Annotated in this window: 18 protein-coding genes; all 18 read right to left on the reverse strand. The window is 60.0% G+C overall.

Translation table 11 applies throughout. The features are described from left to right. Positions 1–3: 3 nt before the first annotated feature. The 18 genes from BGO89_06490 to BGO89_06575 all read right to left on the reverse strand — a co-directional run bounded on the left by BGO89_06490 (position 4) and on the right by BGO89_06575 (position 14,274). Positions 4–594 carry a hypothetical protein gene (locus tag BGO89_06490; protein OJX57618.1) on the reverse strand — a complete coding sequence of 197 codons (591 nt, stop codon included), beginning with the start codon at positions 592–594 and terminating at the stop codon, positions 4–6. 83 nt (positions 595–677) lie between these two features. Next, entirely contained in the window at positions 678–1,256 is a 579-nt protein-coding gene (locus tag BGO89_06495) for a hypothetical protein (GenBank protein OJX57619.1), read from the reverse strand. Further along, positions 1,253–2,440 (reverse strand): hypothetical protein, encoded by a 1,188-nt coding sequence (locus tag BGO89_06500; protein ID OJX57620.1) that lies wholly within the window; start codon positions 2,438–2,440, stop codon positions 1,253–1,255. Before BGO89_06500 ends, BGO89_06495 begins: the two co-directional genes overlap by 4 nt. Further along, positions 2,427–2,972 (reverse strand): hypothetical protein, encoded by a 546-nt coding sequence (locus BGO89_06505; protein ID OJX57621.1) that lies wholly within the window; start codon positions 2,970–2,972, stop codon positions 2,427–2,429. Before BGO89_06505 ends, BGO89_06500 begins: the two co-directional genes overlap by 14 nt. Positions 2,973–3,049: 77 nt before the next feature. Next, on the reverse strand, positions 3,050–3,865 hold the full coding sequence (locus BGO89_06510; protein ID OJX57622.1) for a hypothetical protein: 816 nt from the start codon (positions 3,863–3,865) through the stop codon (positions 3,050–3,052). Positions 3,866–3,883: 18 nt separating this feature from the next. Continuing rightward, positions 3,884–4,675 (reverse strand): hypothetical protein, encoded by a 792-nt coding sequence (locus BGO89_06515; GenBank protein OJX57623.1) that lies wholly within the window; start codon positions 4,673–4,675, stop codon positions 3,884–3,886. Positions 4,676–4,770: 95 nt separating this feature from the next. After that, on the reverse strand, positions 4,771–5,484 hold the full coding sequence (locus BGO89_06520) for a 7-cyano-7-deazaguanine synthase QueC (GenBank protein ID OJX57624.1): 714 nt from the start codon (positions 5,482–5,484) through the stop codon (positions 4,771–4,773). A 95-nt stretch (positions 5,485–5,579) separates the two neighbouring features. Beyond that, on the reverse strand, positions 5,580–6,134 hold the full coding sequence (locus BGO89_06525) for a ribosome recycling factor (protein ID OJX57853.1): 555 nt from the start codon (positions 6,132–6,134) through the stop codon (positions 5,580–5,582). A 62-nt stretch (positions 6,135–6,196) separates the two neighbouring features. Next, positions 6,197–6,910 carry a UMP kinase gene (locus BGO89_06530; GenBank protein ID OJX57625.1) on the reverse strand — a complete coding sequence of 238 codons (714 nt, stop codon included), beginning with the start codon at positions 6,908–6,910 and terminating at the stop codon, positions 6,197–6,199. Between the two features lie 28 nt (positions 6,911–6,938). Beyond that, the gene (locus tag BGO89_06535; GenBank protein OJX57626.1) at positions 6,939–7,799 is read right to left on the reverse strand and encodes a translation elongation factor Ts; all 861 of its coding nucleotides are present in this window, start codon (positions 7,797–7,799) and stop codon (positions 6,939–6,941) included. Positions 7,800–7,830: 31 nt separating this feature from the next. Beyond that, positions 7,831–8,640: a 30S ribosomal protein S2 gene (locus tag BGO89_06540; protein OJX57627.1), complete on the reverse strand. Its 810-nt coding sequence runs from the start codon at positions 8,638–8,640 to the stop codon at positions 7,831–7,833. A gap of 168 nt (positions 8,641–8,808) precedes the next feature. Further along, positions 8,809–9,195, reverse strand: coding sequence for a 30S ribosomal protein S9 (locus BGO89_06545; GenBank protein ID OJX57628.1), 387 nt, complete (start codon positions 9,193–9,195; stop codon positions 8,809–8,811). A gap of 25 nt (positions 9,196–9,220) precedes the next feature. Then, positions 9,221–9,682 carry a 50S ribosomal protein L13 gene (locus tag BGO89_06550; GenBank protein ID OJX57854.1) on the reverse strand — a complete coding sequence of 154 codons (462 nt, stop codon included), beginning with the start codon at positions 9,680–9,682 and terminating at the stop codon, positions 9,221–9,223. Between the two features lie 96 nt (positions 9,683–9,778). Continuing rightward, positions 9,779–10,987 carry an AmmeMemoRadiSam system protein B gene (locus BGO89_06555; protein ID OJX57629.1) on the reverse strand — a complete coding sequence of 403 codons (1,209 nt, stop codon included), beginning with the start codon at positions 10,985–10,987 and terminating at the stop codon, positions 9,779–9,781. A 5-nt stretch (positions 10,988–10,992) separates the two neighbouring features. Then, positions 10,993–11,196 (reverse strand): hypothetical protein, encoded by a 204-nt coding sequence (locus BGO89_06560; protein OJX57630.1) that lies wholly within the window; start codon positions 11,194–11,196, stop codon positions 10,993–10,995. A 2-nt stretch (positions 11,197–11,198) separates the two neighbouring features. Continuing rightward, on the reverse strand, positions 11,199–11,729 hold the full coding sequence (locus BGO89_06565) for a gamma carbonic anhydrase family protein (protein OJX57855.1): 531 nt from the start codon (positions 11,727–11,729) through the stop codon (positions 11,199–11,201). A gap of 17 nt (positions 11,730–11,746) precedes the next feature. Then, on the reverse strand, positions 11,747–13,222 hold the full coding sequence (locus tag BGO89_06570; protein ID OJX57631.1) for a tRNA nucleotidyltransferase: 1,476 nt from the start codon (positions 13,220–13,222) through the stop codon (positions 11,747–11,749). Positions 13,223–13,287: 65 nt separating this feature from the next. Beyond that, positions 13,288–14,274: a transketolase gene (locus tag BGO89_06575; GenBank protein OJX57632.1), complete on the reverse strand. Its 987-nt coding sequence runs from the start codon at positions 14,272–14,274 to the stop codon at positions 13,288–13,290. Positions 14,275–14,317: the final 43 nt, after the last annotated feature.

Consider the following 14,317-nt stretch of genomic DNA (forward strand, 5'->3'; position numbering starts at 1 on the left):
TCATTATCGTATCAATTGAACCGAACCGGAGCTGCGCACACGCTCACCCGTCGTCATGCTGCGTCCACGTACCTGGATGATGTAGGTCCCCGTCGCGACCGGACGCGCGTCGGCATCGGTGCCATCCCACGTGAATCGTTGCGGCACGGATGTCGTCACGCTCGTCTTCATCGTGCGGATCATACGGCCCGACATGTCGAACACGAGCACGTCGACATCGCCGCCGAGCTGTTCGCCGACGTCGATGGTCGTATGCTCCGTGAACGGATTCGGATACGTCGAGATGCGCAGCCATTTGCCGGAGAGATCGTCGTCCACGGACGTGATGATCGGAATCGGAGCCCAGAACCCCTGATAGATCTTCAAGGCGCCGTTCGTCGTGACCTGCGTGATGGGTTGGCCGATCGTAGCGACCATGATATTCGAAAGGCTTACGGATGGCGTCGCTCCACCGGAGGCGACCACCTCCCTGACCTTGACGGCATCCTGCGCCCGGAGTACGGATGCGCACATGAACGACGTCGCGAATGCGATGCCGACGATGCGGATGATACGTGACTGCAGCACCGTAACTGGTACCATGTTCTGCCCCATGCGACTATCGATCAAATTGCCGCGCAAAAGTATGAAATGCGGCAGCGCAGTATCTCTACGGAATCCGGTATTTGATATCGATTTCAGTATTGCAGTAGAAACACGGACGCGACCTCGGATACCACCGTCGCAAGAGGATAGAGATCGTCGGGATGATACCTGATGGATACCCTGCACTCGCGCTCGGCATTGTTCGGTTCCGCTCGCAGGAACAACGTGTCCCCTCCTCCGTTGACGGCAGGAATACGGAAGACCGTGCCGCTGCCCTGCATCGAGAATCCCATCTGCGACGCCGTCTCCGCATCCATATCGCTCGGTGCGCCCACGACGGGATGCCATTCGCCATCCGCTGCGAGGGCCTTGCATCGGATATAGAGGCTCGACGGTGCAGGCACGGATGCCTGCCGTTCGGCCTGCACCTCCATACGGAGATCGATCGTGACACGATCACCATCGACGTGTATCTCCCCGGACCACGAACCCGGCATGTGCGCCATGACATAGGACCGTCCTTCATAGTCCAGCGCGATGTCGGGAGTACGGATGATCCTGCTGCCTACGATGACGGTCTCCCTTCTCTCCGTACTCAACGATGCCGCATTGTCGCATGCGCAGAACACGGACGTCATACCTAGAACCGATGCGACGACGAGATGCTTCATAGCGACCATATCCTCGACCGTATTCCGAAGGTCCAGCCGATCCGGTCCGTCAAACGCAAGGTACCATCATGTGAATAGAGCCATGCCGACGCATCGGCGCCACCATAGATGTCGATACCTTGCAGGACGTTGACGGACAGCCCCAGGGCCCCTCTGCCCGCAGGACCGACTCTCGTTCCACCGACCGTCACCTGGGCATATGGTGCGAAGCGATCGAACATCGTGTACTCCGTCGCATCGTAACGCACGCTCACGCCACCCCAAAGGAGATTGGGCTGCTGGTCGATCCGGAGGCGATCGCTGCCCTGTGCGCTTTCCCACGACATCAGCACGGATTCATATCCGAGATCGACACCGATACTGAGTGACGGCGTGATGTTCCACATCGCACTGAGCACGATGCGTTCGGCGAGATCCGGTGCATGCAGCGGTTGAATCGTACCACCGAAGGCACCGACGGTCGTCCGTAGCGAAACGGCATCCGGCCATCCACCCGGTCGTTGCCGGGCGCTCTCTTCGAGCGTCATCGTCGTGGCTTCGTACAACGATGATGCCGTTTCGTATCGTTCGACGTCCGGCGTTCCGACCGCATCCATCGGTGACGGGGTGATATCCGCATAGGTCATGGACTTGTCCGGCATCGCCGTCCCTACCGGATTCCCGTCCGGGATCCGTGTGTCGGCCACAGGCCGGTCCCGATAGCGATCGACATAGCGCACGGACTCCCTCGTACGCTGGCTTTCCGTCGGGACCGTCACCGCCGACGTCCCATGCGTCGATACCGACGGTGTTGCGGGTTCCATTCGCCGTTCGGTTCGTGCGGCACCCTGCGCGATCATGTCCTCCTTCCTCGCATCTCCCAGCCACCAGCCGATGGCGAACGAGGTCAGGACCACCCCTCCCGTGGTCAGCAGGATGATCAGCCACGAGAGTCCGCCGAAGCCGGCCGCTGCGCCGACCGTAGCGGGTGACGGTGCGATGGTACCGAGGACACCTGTGGCGAGTGCGGGCGGAATCGGCGTGGCTGCGGCCGAGTCGCGTGCCATGCGCCGAAGGAGCATGTGCTCGCCGAGTTCGGCGGCAAGGGAAGGATCGCTTCCTGCCATCTCGAACAACCGGCGACGCGACTCGGTATCCGTTACCTCGCCGTCCAGGAATCGCTGTATCAGTTCACGTTGTTTCATCGTCGTTCTTCGCCTTGGTGATTGGTGTCGGCGCATCGTCGTGACCGAACATCTCACGAACGTCGCCAAGTACCGGGCGCAGGATCTCGCGCAGACGTGTGCGAGCGCGCCATACCCTCGTCTTGAGCGTGGACATCGTCTCGCCCGTGATCGCCATCATCTCGTCGTAGGTCAGGCCTTCCATCTCATACAGAACGAAGGCTTCGCGAAGGGTAGTATCCAGTAGCTCGAGAGCCCCGTCGAGCAGCACGAGGGCTTCGCGCTGCTCGTACGGTCTGTCCCGCATGAGCAGTTCCACGTCTTCGAGTGTCACGTGCCGGACGTCCGACCGCTTCGCATTCAGGATCTGGTTGCGCGCCACGCGCAGGAGATAGGCACCGACATGATCCGGTACGACGTCCTTCCGTTCGAGTACCTGCAGGAGCTTCAACCATGCATCCTGGAAAAGATCCGATGCCTCGTGTTCCCCGCCCGTCATCTTGCGGCAGTATGTGTACAATCGCTGTGCATGCCGACGATACAGCTCGTTCATCACATCCGAACGCAGCTCTGCATGTTCTCGCCAGAGAACACACAGAACTGCATCGGCATGGTGAGCGACGTTCACGATCAGTGTACCGAGCTGCGGACGAGTGTACGTGTAAAGGTCACGACGGACTTCTTTGGCTTCGTCGGGTGCTCTTCGAAATCGGTGACCTGTTCACCGGACCATGAGATGATACCGACGTTCTTCACGACCTGGATATCCTGACGACTGGTCCTGACATACGACCTGCTTCCACTTTCGATGAAGACGGCATTATCGGGAGTGACGACGTATGTGGAATCCGCATCCCAGAGCTGGAACAGCTTCACGTCCGGATAGTTGGGTGCGGACGTATTCGACGTCGCATTGTCGACGGTAATCTTGTGTCCAACGACCAGCTCGACGAGATTCCCGTCCTTGTCGATGGACGGTAGTCGCTCATCCTCCCTGGTCAGGCGTTCGACGGTGCTGCGCCCACGGCTCGGGCAGGTGCCTCCGCTGATCATCTTCGAATACAGGCATGTGCAATCGATGTTGTAGAACACGTTCCCGCTCCACAGGATGGAATCGCCTTCCATGGCTACGAACAGGCTGTCGAACGGAGTGCCGTTACGGTAGACATGCAGTTCGTAACTCGAATGACCATCGAAGATCGTCGAGCCCACCACCACGATCGAATCGCGGAAGGTCTCGATCCCTCGCAGCTCGGGCTCGCCGACAGGATAGGTCGTGACGAACTTCTGCTCACCGGTATAGACCCACCAGTTACCCGTATGCAGGGCAAAATATTCATCGAGATTACAATTCTCGTCGTGAGGGCTGACCCCCCTGTCGGTACAGCCCCACAGGATCGATGCACACAACAGGGTGAAGACGAACGCTTTCATCGGATTCTCCATATTGATGATGTCATATCGTTATCGTACGGAACTTGCGACGAGGCTTCGTATCCGGCGCCTGGACTTGAACGGCACGATATCGAGGATTCCCGTCATGGCCATTTCGAGCTCATTCCATACGATGATGCCTCTGCCCGGTGCCACCACGAAATCGTGCGTGAACGTCGTCGTCAAGTACTGTTTTCCGTCAGCGAAGGTAACGTTCTTCGGTCCGGCGATCGAGACGGAGTCGACCGTCCGTACGGCATACTTCCTGCCCTGGACCACGGCGCCGGGAATGGCCACCGTCGTATCGGCACTATGGCGCCAGGCCACGAAATCGTGATGCATGTGAACGTTCACGATCTCGCCGTTGCTGTCCAATGCGGGCAGGAGGGTCGGGTCGTCCGTCTGCATGCGATCCGTTCCATCTTCCTTCTCTCCGCACACGCCGCTGACGAGCCATACCACGTCGAAACATGCGCACGGCAGCTTGGTGAAGGTCGTTCCGTGCATGATCAGCTTCGTACCGTCCGCGATCATATGCATGGTGTCGAGGATCGCACCATCCCTGAACCGCTGGACTTCATGACACAACCGTCCCCCGAGAATGGCCGTCCCCATCACGATGATGGAGTCGCGGTAGGTGGTGATGCGAACGTCGTCACGCGCTCCGTCGTCGACCGATTCCTCGCAGGAATAGACCCACCAGTTACCGGTGCGCAGAGCGAAGGATTCCACGATCGAACAGTCGCCCGTCGGATGGACGACGCCACCGCACGATACCAGAAGCATCGATATCGCTGCGAGGCTCAGGATGAAACGGACCATCTGTCTTCTCCGGCGCAATTGTTGAGTGATCTACTGTACCAGACACAGTTCCTGTGCTTCGGTCTCAGAAAATCGGCGGCCGGATGGAAATAATCTCAGTAGGCTGGTCTGACGAGGTAGTCGATGGGGTCGGTGACGCCGGCTTGCTGGAAGCCCCGGAGTCGCAAGGCGCAGGAATCGCAGGTACCGCAGGCAATGTCGTTGTCACGATAGCAGGACCACGTGTGTTCGAGAGGTGCCCCCAGGCGGATGCCTTCCTCGACGATGCGCCGTTTCGTGAAATGGATGACCGGCGTCTCGATGCTGATGCTGAATCCGGGCTTCGTCCCGGTTTCGATGACCTGTTCGAAGGCACGGAAGAAGACGTCGCGGCAGTCGGGATAGCCGCTCGAATCCTCTTCGACCGCACCGATGTAGATGGCTCGGGCGGAGAGCACTTCGGCCCAACTCGTAGCGATGGCGAGGATGTTGGCGTTGCGGAACGGCACATACGACGAAGGTACGGCGTCCGCATCATCACCGGCGCCGGCGCCGTTCTTCGCCAGCGTCGTATCGTCGACGGAAATCAGGTCGTCCGTCAGGCTGCTGCCACCGATCGCTGCCAGGTGGGAGATGTCGACGACCAACCTTCGCACGATGCCGTAGTGATCGCAGATCGCATGGAAGCTGCGCAGCTCACGCTCCTGCGTACGCTGACCGTAGTTCACGTGAAGGGCGGCCACGTCGTATCCATCCTCGATGGCCCGGGCACAGGTGACGCATGAATCCATGCCACCGGAGAGCAGGACGACGGCGAGTGTCGACTTCATTGACGTTCCATCGAATCGGGTACGAATAAAAAAGGCCCGACCAGCGGTCGAGCCGACATCATCATGCGGGAATCAGGCACAGGGTGAGCATCACCTCACTCTTCCATGACTTCCACTTCCTTGGCGGCCAGGATCGTATCGATCTCCTTGATGTACTTGTCCGTCTGCTTCTGTACATCGTCCTCGCCACGCTTGCGTTCGTCTTCGCTGTAATGTTCGGTCTTCTCGTTCTTCTTCAGTTCTTCGTTGGCATCGCGGCGGATGTTGCGCACTGCAAGCTTGCCGTCTTCTGCGATCTTCTTGCACATCTTGACGATGTCCTTGCGGCGCTCTTCCGTCAGCGGGGGTACGTTGATGCGGATCACCTGCCCGTCGTTCTGGGGCGTGATACCGAGATTGGCGGCCAGGATGGCCCTCTCGATACCACTCAATGCGGAGCGATCCCACGGCTGGATCAGGATGGAACGTGCGTCGGGCGTACTGATGCTGCCTACCTGGCCTACGGGCGTCTGCTCGCCGTAGTATTCGACCTTCACGTTATCGAGAAGGGAGGCCGAAGCGCGGCCGGTGCGGACCTTGGCGAGCTGGTGCTGTACGTGCTCGACGGCTTTTTTCATGTGCGACGAGGATTCGTCGACGATGGTTTTCACTGGCATGCGAAGTTTCTCCTGTAATGTGAGGGTTCGCGTGGAACGACGCAGCAACGGGGAACTTATTCGGAGACGATCGTGCCCACCGGTTCGCCGGTCATCAGGCGTCTGAGATTACCGCGCTCGTTCATGTTGAAGACCAGGAGAGGAATGTTGTTCTCCTGCGCCATCGTGATGGCGGTCATGTCCATGACGCGCAGGTCGCGTTCGAGGACTTCGCGATAGGTCAGCGTGTCGAAGCGTTTCGCCGTCGGATCCTTTTCCGGATCGGCCGTGTAGACGCCATCGACGCGCGTTCCCTTGATCACGACTTCGGCCTCGACTTCGATGGCCCTGAGCACTGCGGCCGTATCGGTGGTAAAATACGGATTCCCCGTACCCGCGCCGAAGAGAACCACCCGTCCCTTTTCGAGGTGACGGATCGCGCGACGCCGGATGAACCCTTCCGCGACTTGTTCCATGCGGATCGCAGTCTGGAGGCGCGTGGGTACTCCCAGCGCCTCCAGTGCGTTCTGAAAAGCTATGCAGTTGATCACGGTGGCGAGCATTCCCATATGGTCGCCCGACACCTTGTCGATCCCCTTCTGCGAGGCCTGGATGCCGCGAAAGATGTTGCCTCCGCCAAAGACGACGCCGATCTGGATTCCCAGATCGAATGCCTCTTTCACATCTTCCGCGAATGCACGCAATGCATCCGGGTCGATGCCGAATTGCTGACTTCCCATCAGCGATTCACCGCTGAGCTTCAGCAGTATACGGCGGTAGCGTGCGGCCATCGTCGCCTCCGATAGTTAAAAGCTGGCCTCAGGCCTTGTCGCCGAGGTTGTAGCGGCGGAAGGAAAGAACCTTCACATCGCCACCGGCATGCGTTCCGATTTCCGTGAGGACGTCGGAGATCTTCTTGCTGGGATCCTTGACGAAGGTCTGCTCGATGAGGCATTGCTCTTCGTAGAACTTCGAGAGGCGGCCCTGGGCGATGCGTTCGGCGATGTCTTCCTTCTTGCCTTCCTCGATGGCCTGCTGCTTGTAGATCTCGATTTCCTTGTCGATGGCGGTCTGATCCACACCAGAGCGGTCGATATACATCGGCTGCATGGCGGCGATCTGCATCGCTACGTCGCGGGCGAGGGGCTTCGCACCATTGTTGATGGCGGCGGCATCGAATTCGACGAGTACGCCGAGGCGGTTACCGGCATGGACGTAGTCCGTGATATGACCGCTCGTCGTGATACGCTCGAAGCGGCGGAGTTCGATCTTCTCGCTGAACTTGGCGAGGATTTCGTCACGCAGGTTGCCCAGCGTCTTGTCTCCGACCGAATGATTCCACAGTTCTTCTTCGGAGCCGAAACCGTGATTCAGGACTGCGTCGGCGATGGCATTGGCGAACTGGACGAATTCGTCGTTACGTGCGACGAAGTCCGTTTCGCAATTCAGTTCGATGATGGCAGCGGTCTTGCCGTCGGCCGACGTACGGGCGATCACGATACCTTCGTTGGCATCACGGTCGGCACGCTTCGCGACGGAGGCGGCACCGCGCTTGCGCAGCCATTCGATGGCTGCCTGCATGTCGCCGTTCGCTTCTTCAAGGGCCTTCTTGCAGTCGGCCATACCTGCGCCGGTCTTCTCGCGCAGTTCTTTTACGAGGGATGCACTGATTGCGGACATGGCGTTTGTTGTTCCAGTTGAGTTAATGGGATCAGTTGTTGTCGCGGCCACCGGTCTTGCGACCACGGAGCTGACGACGGACCTGCGAGGCATCACCGCTTTCGGCTTCCTTCGCTACCTGCTCGCCTGCTGCAGCCATTTCGGCGGTCTTGGCCTTGGATACTTCACGGCCTTCGATGGCGGCGTCGGCGATGACCTTCGTGATGATTTCGATCGTGCGGATCGAATCGTCGTTCGCCGGAATCGGGAAGTCCACTTCCTGGGGATCGCTGTTCGTATCGACGATGCCGATCACGGGAATGCCGAGGATCTTGGCTTCCTTGATGGCGAGGTGTTCCTTCTTGATGTCGACGACGAAGAGCATGCCGGGCAGGCGCGTCATGTCTTCGATACCGCCGAAGACCTTGCGCAGACGATCACGCTCACGGCCGAGCATGAGACGCTCCTTCTTGGTCATCTTCTCGAACGTGCCGTCGATCTCCATCTTGTCGATGGTATTCAGGCGCTTGATCGACTTGCGGATCGTGGAGAAGTTCGTGAGCATGCCACCGAGCCAACGCTCGCAGACATAGTTGGAGTGCGAACGCTTCGCTTCCGTTTCCATGGTACCCTTGGCCTGGTTCTTCGTGCCGATGAACAGCACGCCACGGCCTTGCGATGCCACGTCGAGGGCGGCGTCACGGGCGATGTCCAGCAGGAGCTGGGTCTTGCGAAGGTCGATGATGTGGATCCCGTTGCGCTCCATGAAAATGAAGTTGCGCATCTTGGGATTCCAGCGGCGGGTGAGGTGTCCGAAGTGCGCTCCGGACTCGAGCAGCGCTTCTACGCTTACTGCGGGCATGGCGATACCTTGAAATGATGTGTTGGGAACCTCTGCATGGATCAACCTCCGTAGACGAGGACCGGAATCGGATCGATGCCGGCACACCCTCGCGGAGTCCCCACGCATGTGTAGTAAAATGAACGTGTCCGCCGGAGCGGACACGTTCGCTGTCGTTCGATGTCGGTATTAACGCTTCGAGAACTGGAAGCGCTTGCGGGCCTTCTTCTGACCGTACTTCTTACGCTCGACCATACGCGGGTCACGCGTGAGCAGCCCCGCAGGACGCAGTACGGCACGAAGCTCCTCGCTGTATTCCAGCAGGGCACGTGCGACACCCAGGCGTACGGCTCCGGCCTGACCGGCCTTGCCACCGCCACGGACGTTGACGACGACGTCGAACTGGCCGTCGACCTTGGCTACTTCGAGAGCCAGCATCGCGTCACGACGATACGTCTCGATCGGGAAGTATTCAGTGATCGGCAACTTGTTCACGACGACATTGCCATTGCCACCGACAAGGCGGACTTGTGCAACGCTCGTTTTGCGTCGACCGGTACCGGTATAGGTCTTCATCAGTGCTCCGACTGCGATTCAGTGCTTAGTTGTTCGTAGGATAGGGCAGGTTCAACGGCTTCGGCTGTTGTGCCTCGTGCGGATGCTCGCTGCCAGTGTAGATCTTCACCTTCTTGCCGATGACGCGTCCGAGACGGTTCTTCGGAAGCATGCCCTTGATGGCCCACTCCAGAACGTCCGTCGGCTTGTCCTTGATCACGTCCTTGAACTTGCGGTGACGACCACCACCCGGATATCCGGTGTTGTGGAAGTACTCCTTCTGTTCCGAACGCTTGCCTTCGAGGACGACCTTCTCGGCATTGATCACCACGACGAAATCGCCACAGTCGACATGGGGGGTGAATGACGGCTTGTGCTTGCCGCGAAGAATCGTGGCGACCTGGGAAGCGATACGGCCTACGGTTTGACCCGTGGCATCGACAACCCACCAGTCGTGCTGCACGTCTTCCTTGCGGAGCGACTTCGTGATGTATGCGGACTGTTGCATGGTTTTCATGGGGTCCATTTGGACCGAAATGTCACACAGCTTCTTTTAGAGCTTGCAAAGATACTTCATGGTGATGTTTTCACCAAATGCCTTCGTTCAAAAGGCTACCGAGGCGTACGTAACGCCGCTTCCTGTCTCGGAATCGTCCCACTGATCGTAGGAGAGGAGGGTGCCCGGCCGAGGTCCGGCAGCGGCCAGTGCCATGACCGTGGGAGCAAGGCCGCAGATGCGCCGCCGGTCCCCTACCCTTCTGACTTCCTCGTAATAGCCTTCCACGTCGCCTTCCACGAGGCGTTCCAGCAGCCGCTCGTCTTCCATCCGTACGAGATCGAAGAGCTCTGCAGCCGGCCGGGAATCGCCGAAACGGGTGCCGATATGGGCGAGATCGCCGCTGATGAGCCAGCAGACCTTGCGTCCGTCGGCAGCCACGACGTCGTGCAGCGCCTTCGCCACGTCCGCGACGTCAGGCTGCGATACGATGCTCCCCGGCTCCATGAAGAGATGCTGGATACCCGTCACGAGAACGGGGAGAACGGCGAACGGCCTGTTCCCGACGGCGTGCTGGAGCAGGGCGACGTGATATTCGATGGAGTGTTCGGGACGATGGGCCAGATCGGTCGGCGCCACCCGGCCCGGAATGCCTTCGAGCCGTGCGCGCACGGCACCGACGAGATCCCGATCGGTATGGACCGTTCCCAGTGGCGTTTCGAAGTGCTTTTCCGTGAGAATGACCTGATGATCCGACCAGTGATGGGCCGTACCCACGATGACGTACAGATCCGCATCCGTCGTCCGGAGTGCGGCCAGAGGCGCGGCATAGGCATCGGCGCCCACCCGGAAATCGATGTGCGGCATGAGCAGGACGGATGGATTGACGACACCGACCGTCCCCGCCTGCCGTTCGATCGCTCCGAACATCTCCCTCAGCTCGATGGCGTCCGCCGGATAGGACGAACCGGCGCAGACCGCCGGACGTACGTCGAGACCGGCGAAGGCTTCTTCGGACGCATGGAGCATCGCATCGTAGGCAGGTCCTTCGAGGAAGCCCATCCGGGCCAGTTGTGCCACGAAGGCCCGCGCATGCAGGAGTTCCGGGCCGTCGGGGCTGACGCCCGATGACGATGCCAGCTCTTCCCACGTCGTATGCCCGTCGCATACTTCAAGGATCTCGACCATATCGGGATGCAGCAGGATCGGTCCGTCGGCGATGTTCATCGGATCGTGGAGCAGAAGCATGTCCTCTCCGCCATCCTGGACGACGGAGACATGGACATCGGCACGGAATCTCGGCAGGACGTTCGTCATCGGAATCAGGCCCTGGGTCCGTTGATCTTCCGGTCGAGGTTACGCACCACCCAGATACCCGATACACCGGAGATCAGGAAGAGGAGCGCGGCGACGAGATACAGCATTTCACCGGTGATGATGGCGGCGGCGACGGTGAGCAGCACGCACAGGACACTGGAAATGAGGATGACGACGAGCGCAGAGCCCAGACTTTTCTTCTTGGCCATGATTACCGCACCGGTTTGTTTGTTCTGTAGGAATCCCTGTAGTCGATGTAGTTCTGCGCACTCTGTTCGAGCTTGCGCCGCTCTTCGTCCGACAGTTCACGGACGACCTTGGCCGGGACTCCGGCTACGAGCGTGCCCTCGGGTACCTCGAAGCCTTCGCGCACGACGGCACCGGCAGCGATCATGGAATACGGCCGGACGACGGCACGGTCCAGAACCGTGCACTGCATGCCGACCAGGACGTAGTCCTCGATGGTACAGCCGTGCAGCATGGCGCTGTGCCCGACCGTCACGTTGTTGCCGATGGAGAGCGGATGCTTCCTGAACGTCGTGTGCAGCATGCACAGATCCTGGATGTTGGTACGCTCGCCGATCCGGATCCAGTGCACGTCCCCCCGGATGACGCAGTTGAACCATACCGTGGAATCCTTGCCGATCTCCACGTCACCCAGGATGACGGCACCATGGGCCACGAAGACGCTTTCGTGCAGCTTCGGCTCGTACTGGCCATAGGACAGGATCGTGCCGTTCATTCCCGTTTCATGTCGCATCATACATCTTCCCTTTCGGCGGACGTACCGCCGCGGCGTTCGAAATGCGCCGTATCGGCTGCGGCAACCCATTCGTCGAGGTGCACGACAAGATAGGCCCTCGCAGCATCATAGTCGTTCGGAATGTATCCGTCGAGAATGGCTTCCTCGATCATGTACTTGAGATAGCCGACCGTACGGGAAGGACCGATACCGGCGATCTCCATGATGTCCTCGCCACGTACGGGCGACTGGAATTCGCGCAGACGGTCCCGCTCCTGGACGTCGAGCACCTTCGTGCGCACGATGTCGTAGTTCCGCACGTACTTCTCCGCGAGCCGCGGATTCCGTGTGGTGACGTCCGCCTTGCAGAGGATGAAGAGATCTTCGATGGCCCCGCCGGCTTGGACGGCCAGACGCCTGATAGCCGAGTCCGTCACTCCGTCATCCACGAGCTTCATCGGCCTCTGATGCAGCCGCACCAGCGTCTGCACGTAGGGCAGATGATGCAGGGGCAGCTTCATGCGGCGGAATATCTTGTCCTGCCACCGCGCGCCGACTTCTTCATGGCCATGGAAGGTCCATCCCGTTCCCTCGACGAACCGCTTCGTGCGTGGCTTGGCCACGTCGTGCATGAGCGTGGCGAAGCGCAGCCATACGTCGGCGCTCATCGCGGCGACGTTGTCGACGACCTGAAGCGTGTGCAGGAAGACGTCCTTGTGGCGGTATTCCCTGCCACCGGTCGTCACCAGATCGACGCCGGAGAGCCGTTCGACTTCGGGGAAGACATGGGCCAGCAGGCCCGTATCGTGCAGGATGTGCAGTCCGACGCTCGGCTTCGGCGAAGCCATGATCTTCATGAATTCGTCGGAGATGCGTTCCTGCGAGATGATCCGGATGCGATCGGCCATGGATCGAATGGCTTCGAGGACCGCAGGTTCGACGTCGAACTGCAATTGCGAGGCGAACCGTGCGGCACGCATCATGCGAAGCGGATCGTCGTTCATCGTGACGACCGGATCCAGCGGTGTGCGCAGTATGCGTCGGTCGATGTCGCCCGCACCGTCGAACATGTCGACAAGCGCGCCGAGTCGATCGGGATGCAGCGATGCCGCGAGTGCGTTCACCGTGAAGTCCCTGCGCCGCAGATCGTCTTCCAGGCTTCCTTCCGTCACGACGGGATTACGGGAACCCGGCTCGTAGACCTCCGCGCGCGTGCCCACGAACTCCAGGTGCTGTTCGCCTACGGGCACGAGTGCCGTACGGAAACGCTCGTAGTGCACGGCCTTGGAATTGAAGAGCGATGCGACGGCATCGGCGAAGTCCAGCGCATCGCCGACGACGGTGATGTCGATATCCGTACGGATGCGTCCCATCAACGAGTCGCGGACGTAGCCACCGACCACGTAGGCGTCGATGCCCCGCTCCGCGGCGAAGGCCGAGATACGGAGAAGGATCGGATCGGAGATGTCGATCGCGGGCGTGTTGGTCGTCATAAAACGTCAGCGCCGGTCTGGGACCGGCGCTCATTGTTCTTCGTTACTGGTGCAGAAGGCATCGGTCAATCCACGATACGGCGGATGCCCGAACTGCCCTTGTCCCGTCGTTCCATCGCGACCAGGGCAGCGGCGGCGATTTCCTTCGACGTGAGGCCGAACTTGACCATCAGTTCTTCGGGCTCTCCCGAACCACCGAAGGAGTCCTTGACGCCGACGAATTCGATGGGAACGGGGGCGTTCTTGGCCGTGCATTCGGCGACGGCTCCACCGAGACCACCGTGCACCTGATGCTCTTCGGCCGTGACGATGGCGCCGCATTCGCGGGCTGCCTTCGTGACCGTTTCGAAGTCGAAGGGCTTGATGGTATGGACATTGATGACCCGCGCCTTGATTCCCTTTTCGGCCAGTTGCGATGCGGCCTGGATGGACTCCCATACCATGGCGCCGCACGCGATGATGGCGACGTCGTCGCCGTCCGTCAACTGATTGGCCTTGCCGAGTTCGAACCGGGATTCTTCCGTGGTGAACATCGGAACGGGCGAACGACCGAAGCGGATATAAGCCGGACCGACCATCTCACCCATGGCGATCGTCGCCTTGCGGGCTTCTTCATAGTCCGCCGGTACGATCATCGTCATATGAGGCAGCGTACGCAGGAAGGCCACTTCCTCGAGAACCTGGTGCGTGGCGCCGTCGGGACCGACGCTGATGCCTGCGTGGCCGCCGCCGATCTTCACGTTCGCCTCGTTGTAGGCCACGGAGATGCGGAGCTGGTCGGCATTCCGCAGTGCGCAGAATGCGCCGTAGGAAGCGAAGAACGGGATCTTGCCGGACAGGGCGAGGCCTGCGGCGATCGTCGTGGCATTCTGTTCGGCGATACCGATGGAGAAGAACCGATCGGGGAATTTGTCGCGGAAGAGCGACGTCATGACCGAGCCGGTGATGTCGCCACCGAGCACGATGACGTTGCTGTGACGTTCACCGAGGCTGACGAGGCCGTCGCCGAAACCGAAGCGCGTGGGTTTTGATCCGAGAAGCTGAATTGACATGGCGATGTTAGAATGAGCGATGGACGAAGGACGGTAAACGGTG

The organism is Candidatus Kapaibacterium thiocyanatum (assembly GCA_001899175.1).
Taxonomy (GTDB): domain Bacteria; phylum Bacteroidota; class Ignavibacteria; order Kapaibacteriales; family Kapaibacteriaceae; genus Kapaibacterium; species Kapaibacterium thiocyanatum.

Bases quoted from the DNA above. Each gene is read 5' to 3' on its own strand.
- BGO89_06490 (OJX57618.1), bottom strand. From the start codon at position 594: ATGGGGCAGAACATGGTACCAGTTACGGTGCTGCAGTCACGTATCATC.
- BGO89_06495 (OJX57619.1), bottom strand. From the start codon at position 1,256: ATGAAGCATCTCGTCGTCGCATCGGTTCTAGGTATGACGTCCGTGTTC.
- BGO89_06500 (OJX57620.1), bottom strand. From the start codon at position 2,440: ATGAAACAACGTGAACTGATACAGCGATTCCTGGACGGCGAGGTAACG.
- BGO89_06505 (OJX57621.1), bottom strand. From the start codon at position 2,972: ATGAACGAGCTGTATCGTCGGCATGCACAGCGATTGTACACATACTGC.
- BGO89_06510 (OJX57622.1), bottom strand. From the start codon at position 3,865: ATGGAGAATCCGATGAAAGCGTTCGTCTTCACCCTGTTGTGTGCATCG.
- BGO89_06515 (OJX57623.1), bottom strand. From the start codon at position 4,675: ATGGTCCGTTTCATCCTGAGCCTCGCAGCGATATCGATGCTTCTGGTA.
- BGO89_06520 (OJX57624.1), bottom strand. From the start codon at position 5,484: ATGAAGTCGACACTCGCCGTCGTCCTGCTCTCCGGTGGCATGGATTCA.
- BGO89_06530 (OJX57625.1), bottom strand. From the start codon at position 6,910: ATGGCCGCACGCTACCGCCGTATACTGCTGAAGCTCAGCGGTGAATCG.
- BGO89_06535 (OJX57626.1), bottom strand. From the start codon at position 7,799: ATGTCCGCAATCAGTGCATCCCTCGTAAAAGAACTGCGCGAGAAGACC.
- BGO89_06540 (OJX57627.1), bottom strand. From the start codon at position 8,640: ATGCCCGCAGTAAGCGTAGAAGCGCTGCTCGAGTCCGGAGCGCACTTC.
- BGO89_06545 (OJX57628.1), bottom strand. From the start codon at position 9,195: ATGAAGACCTATACCGGTACCGGTCGACGCAAAACGAGCGTTGCACAA.
- BGO89_06550 (OJX57854.1), bottom strand. From the start codon at position 9,682: ATGCAACAGTCCGCATACATCACGAAGTCGCTCCGCAAGGAAGACGTG.
- BGO89_06555 (OJX57629.1), bottom strand. From the start codon at position 10,987: ATGACGAACGTCCTGCCGAGATTCCGTGCCGATGTCCATGTCTCCGTC.
- BGO89_06560 (OJX57630.1), bottom strand. From the start codon at position 11,196: ATGGCCAAGAAGAAAAGTCTGGGCTCTGCGCTCGTCGTCATCCTCATT.
- BGO89_06565 (OJX57855.1), bottom strand. From the start codon at position 11,729: ATGAACGGCACGATCCTGTCCTATGGCCAGTACGAGCCGAAGCTGCAC.
- BGO89_06570 (OJX57631.1), bottom strand. From the start codon at position 13,222: ATGACGACCAACACGCCCGCGATCGACATCTCCGATCCGATCCTTCTC.
- BGO89_06575 (OJX57632.1), bottom strand. From the start codon at position 14,274: ATGTCAATTCAGCTTCTCGGATCAAAACCCACGCGCTTCGGTTTCGGC.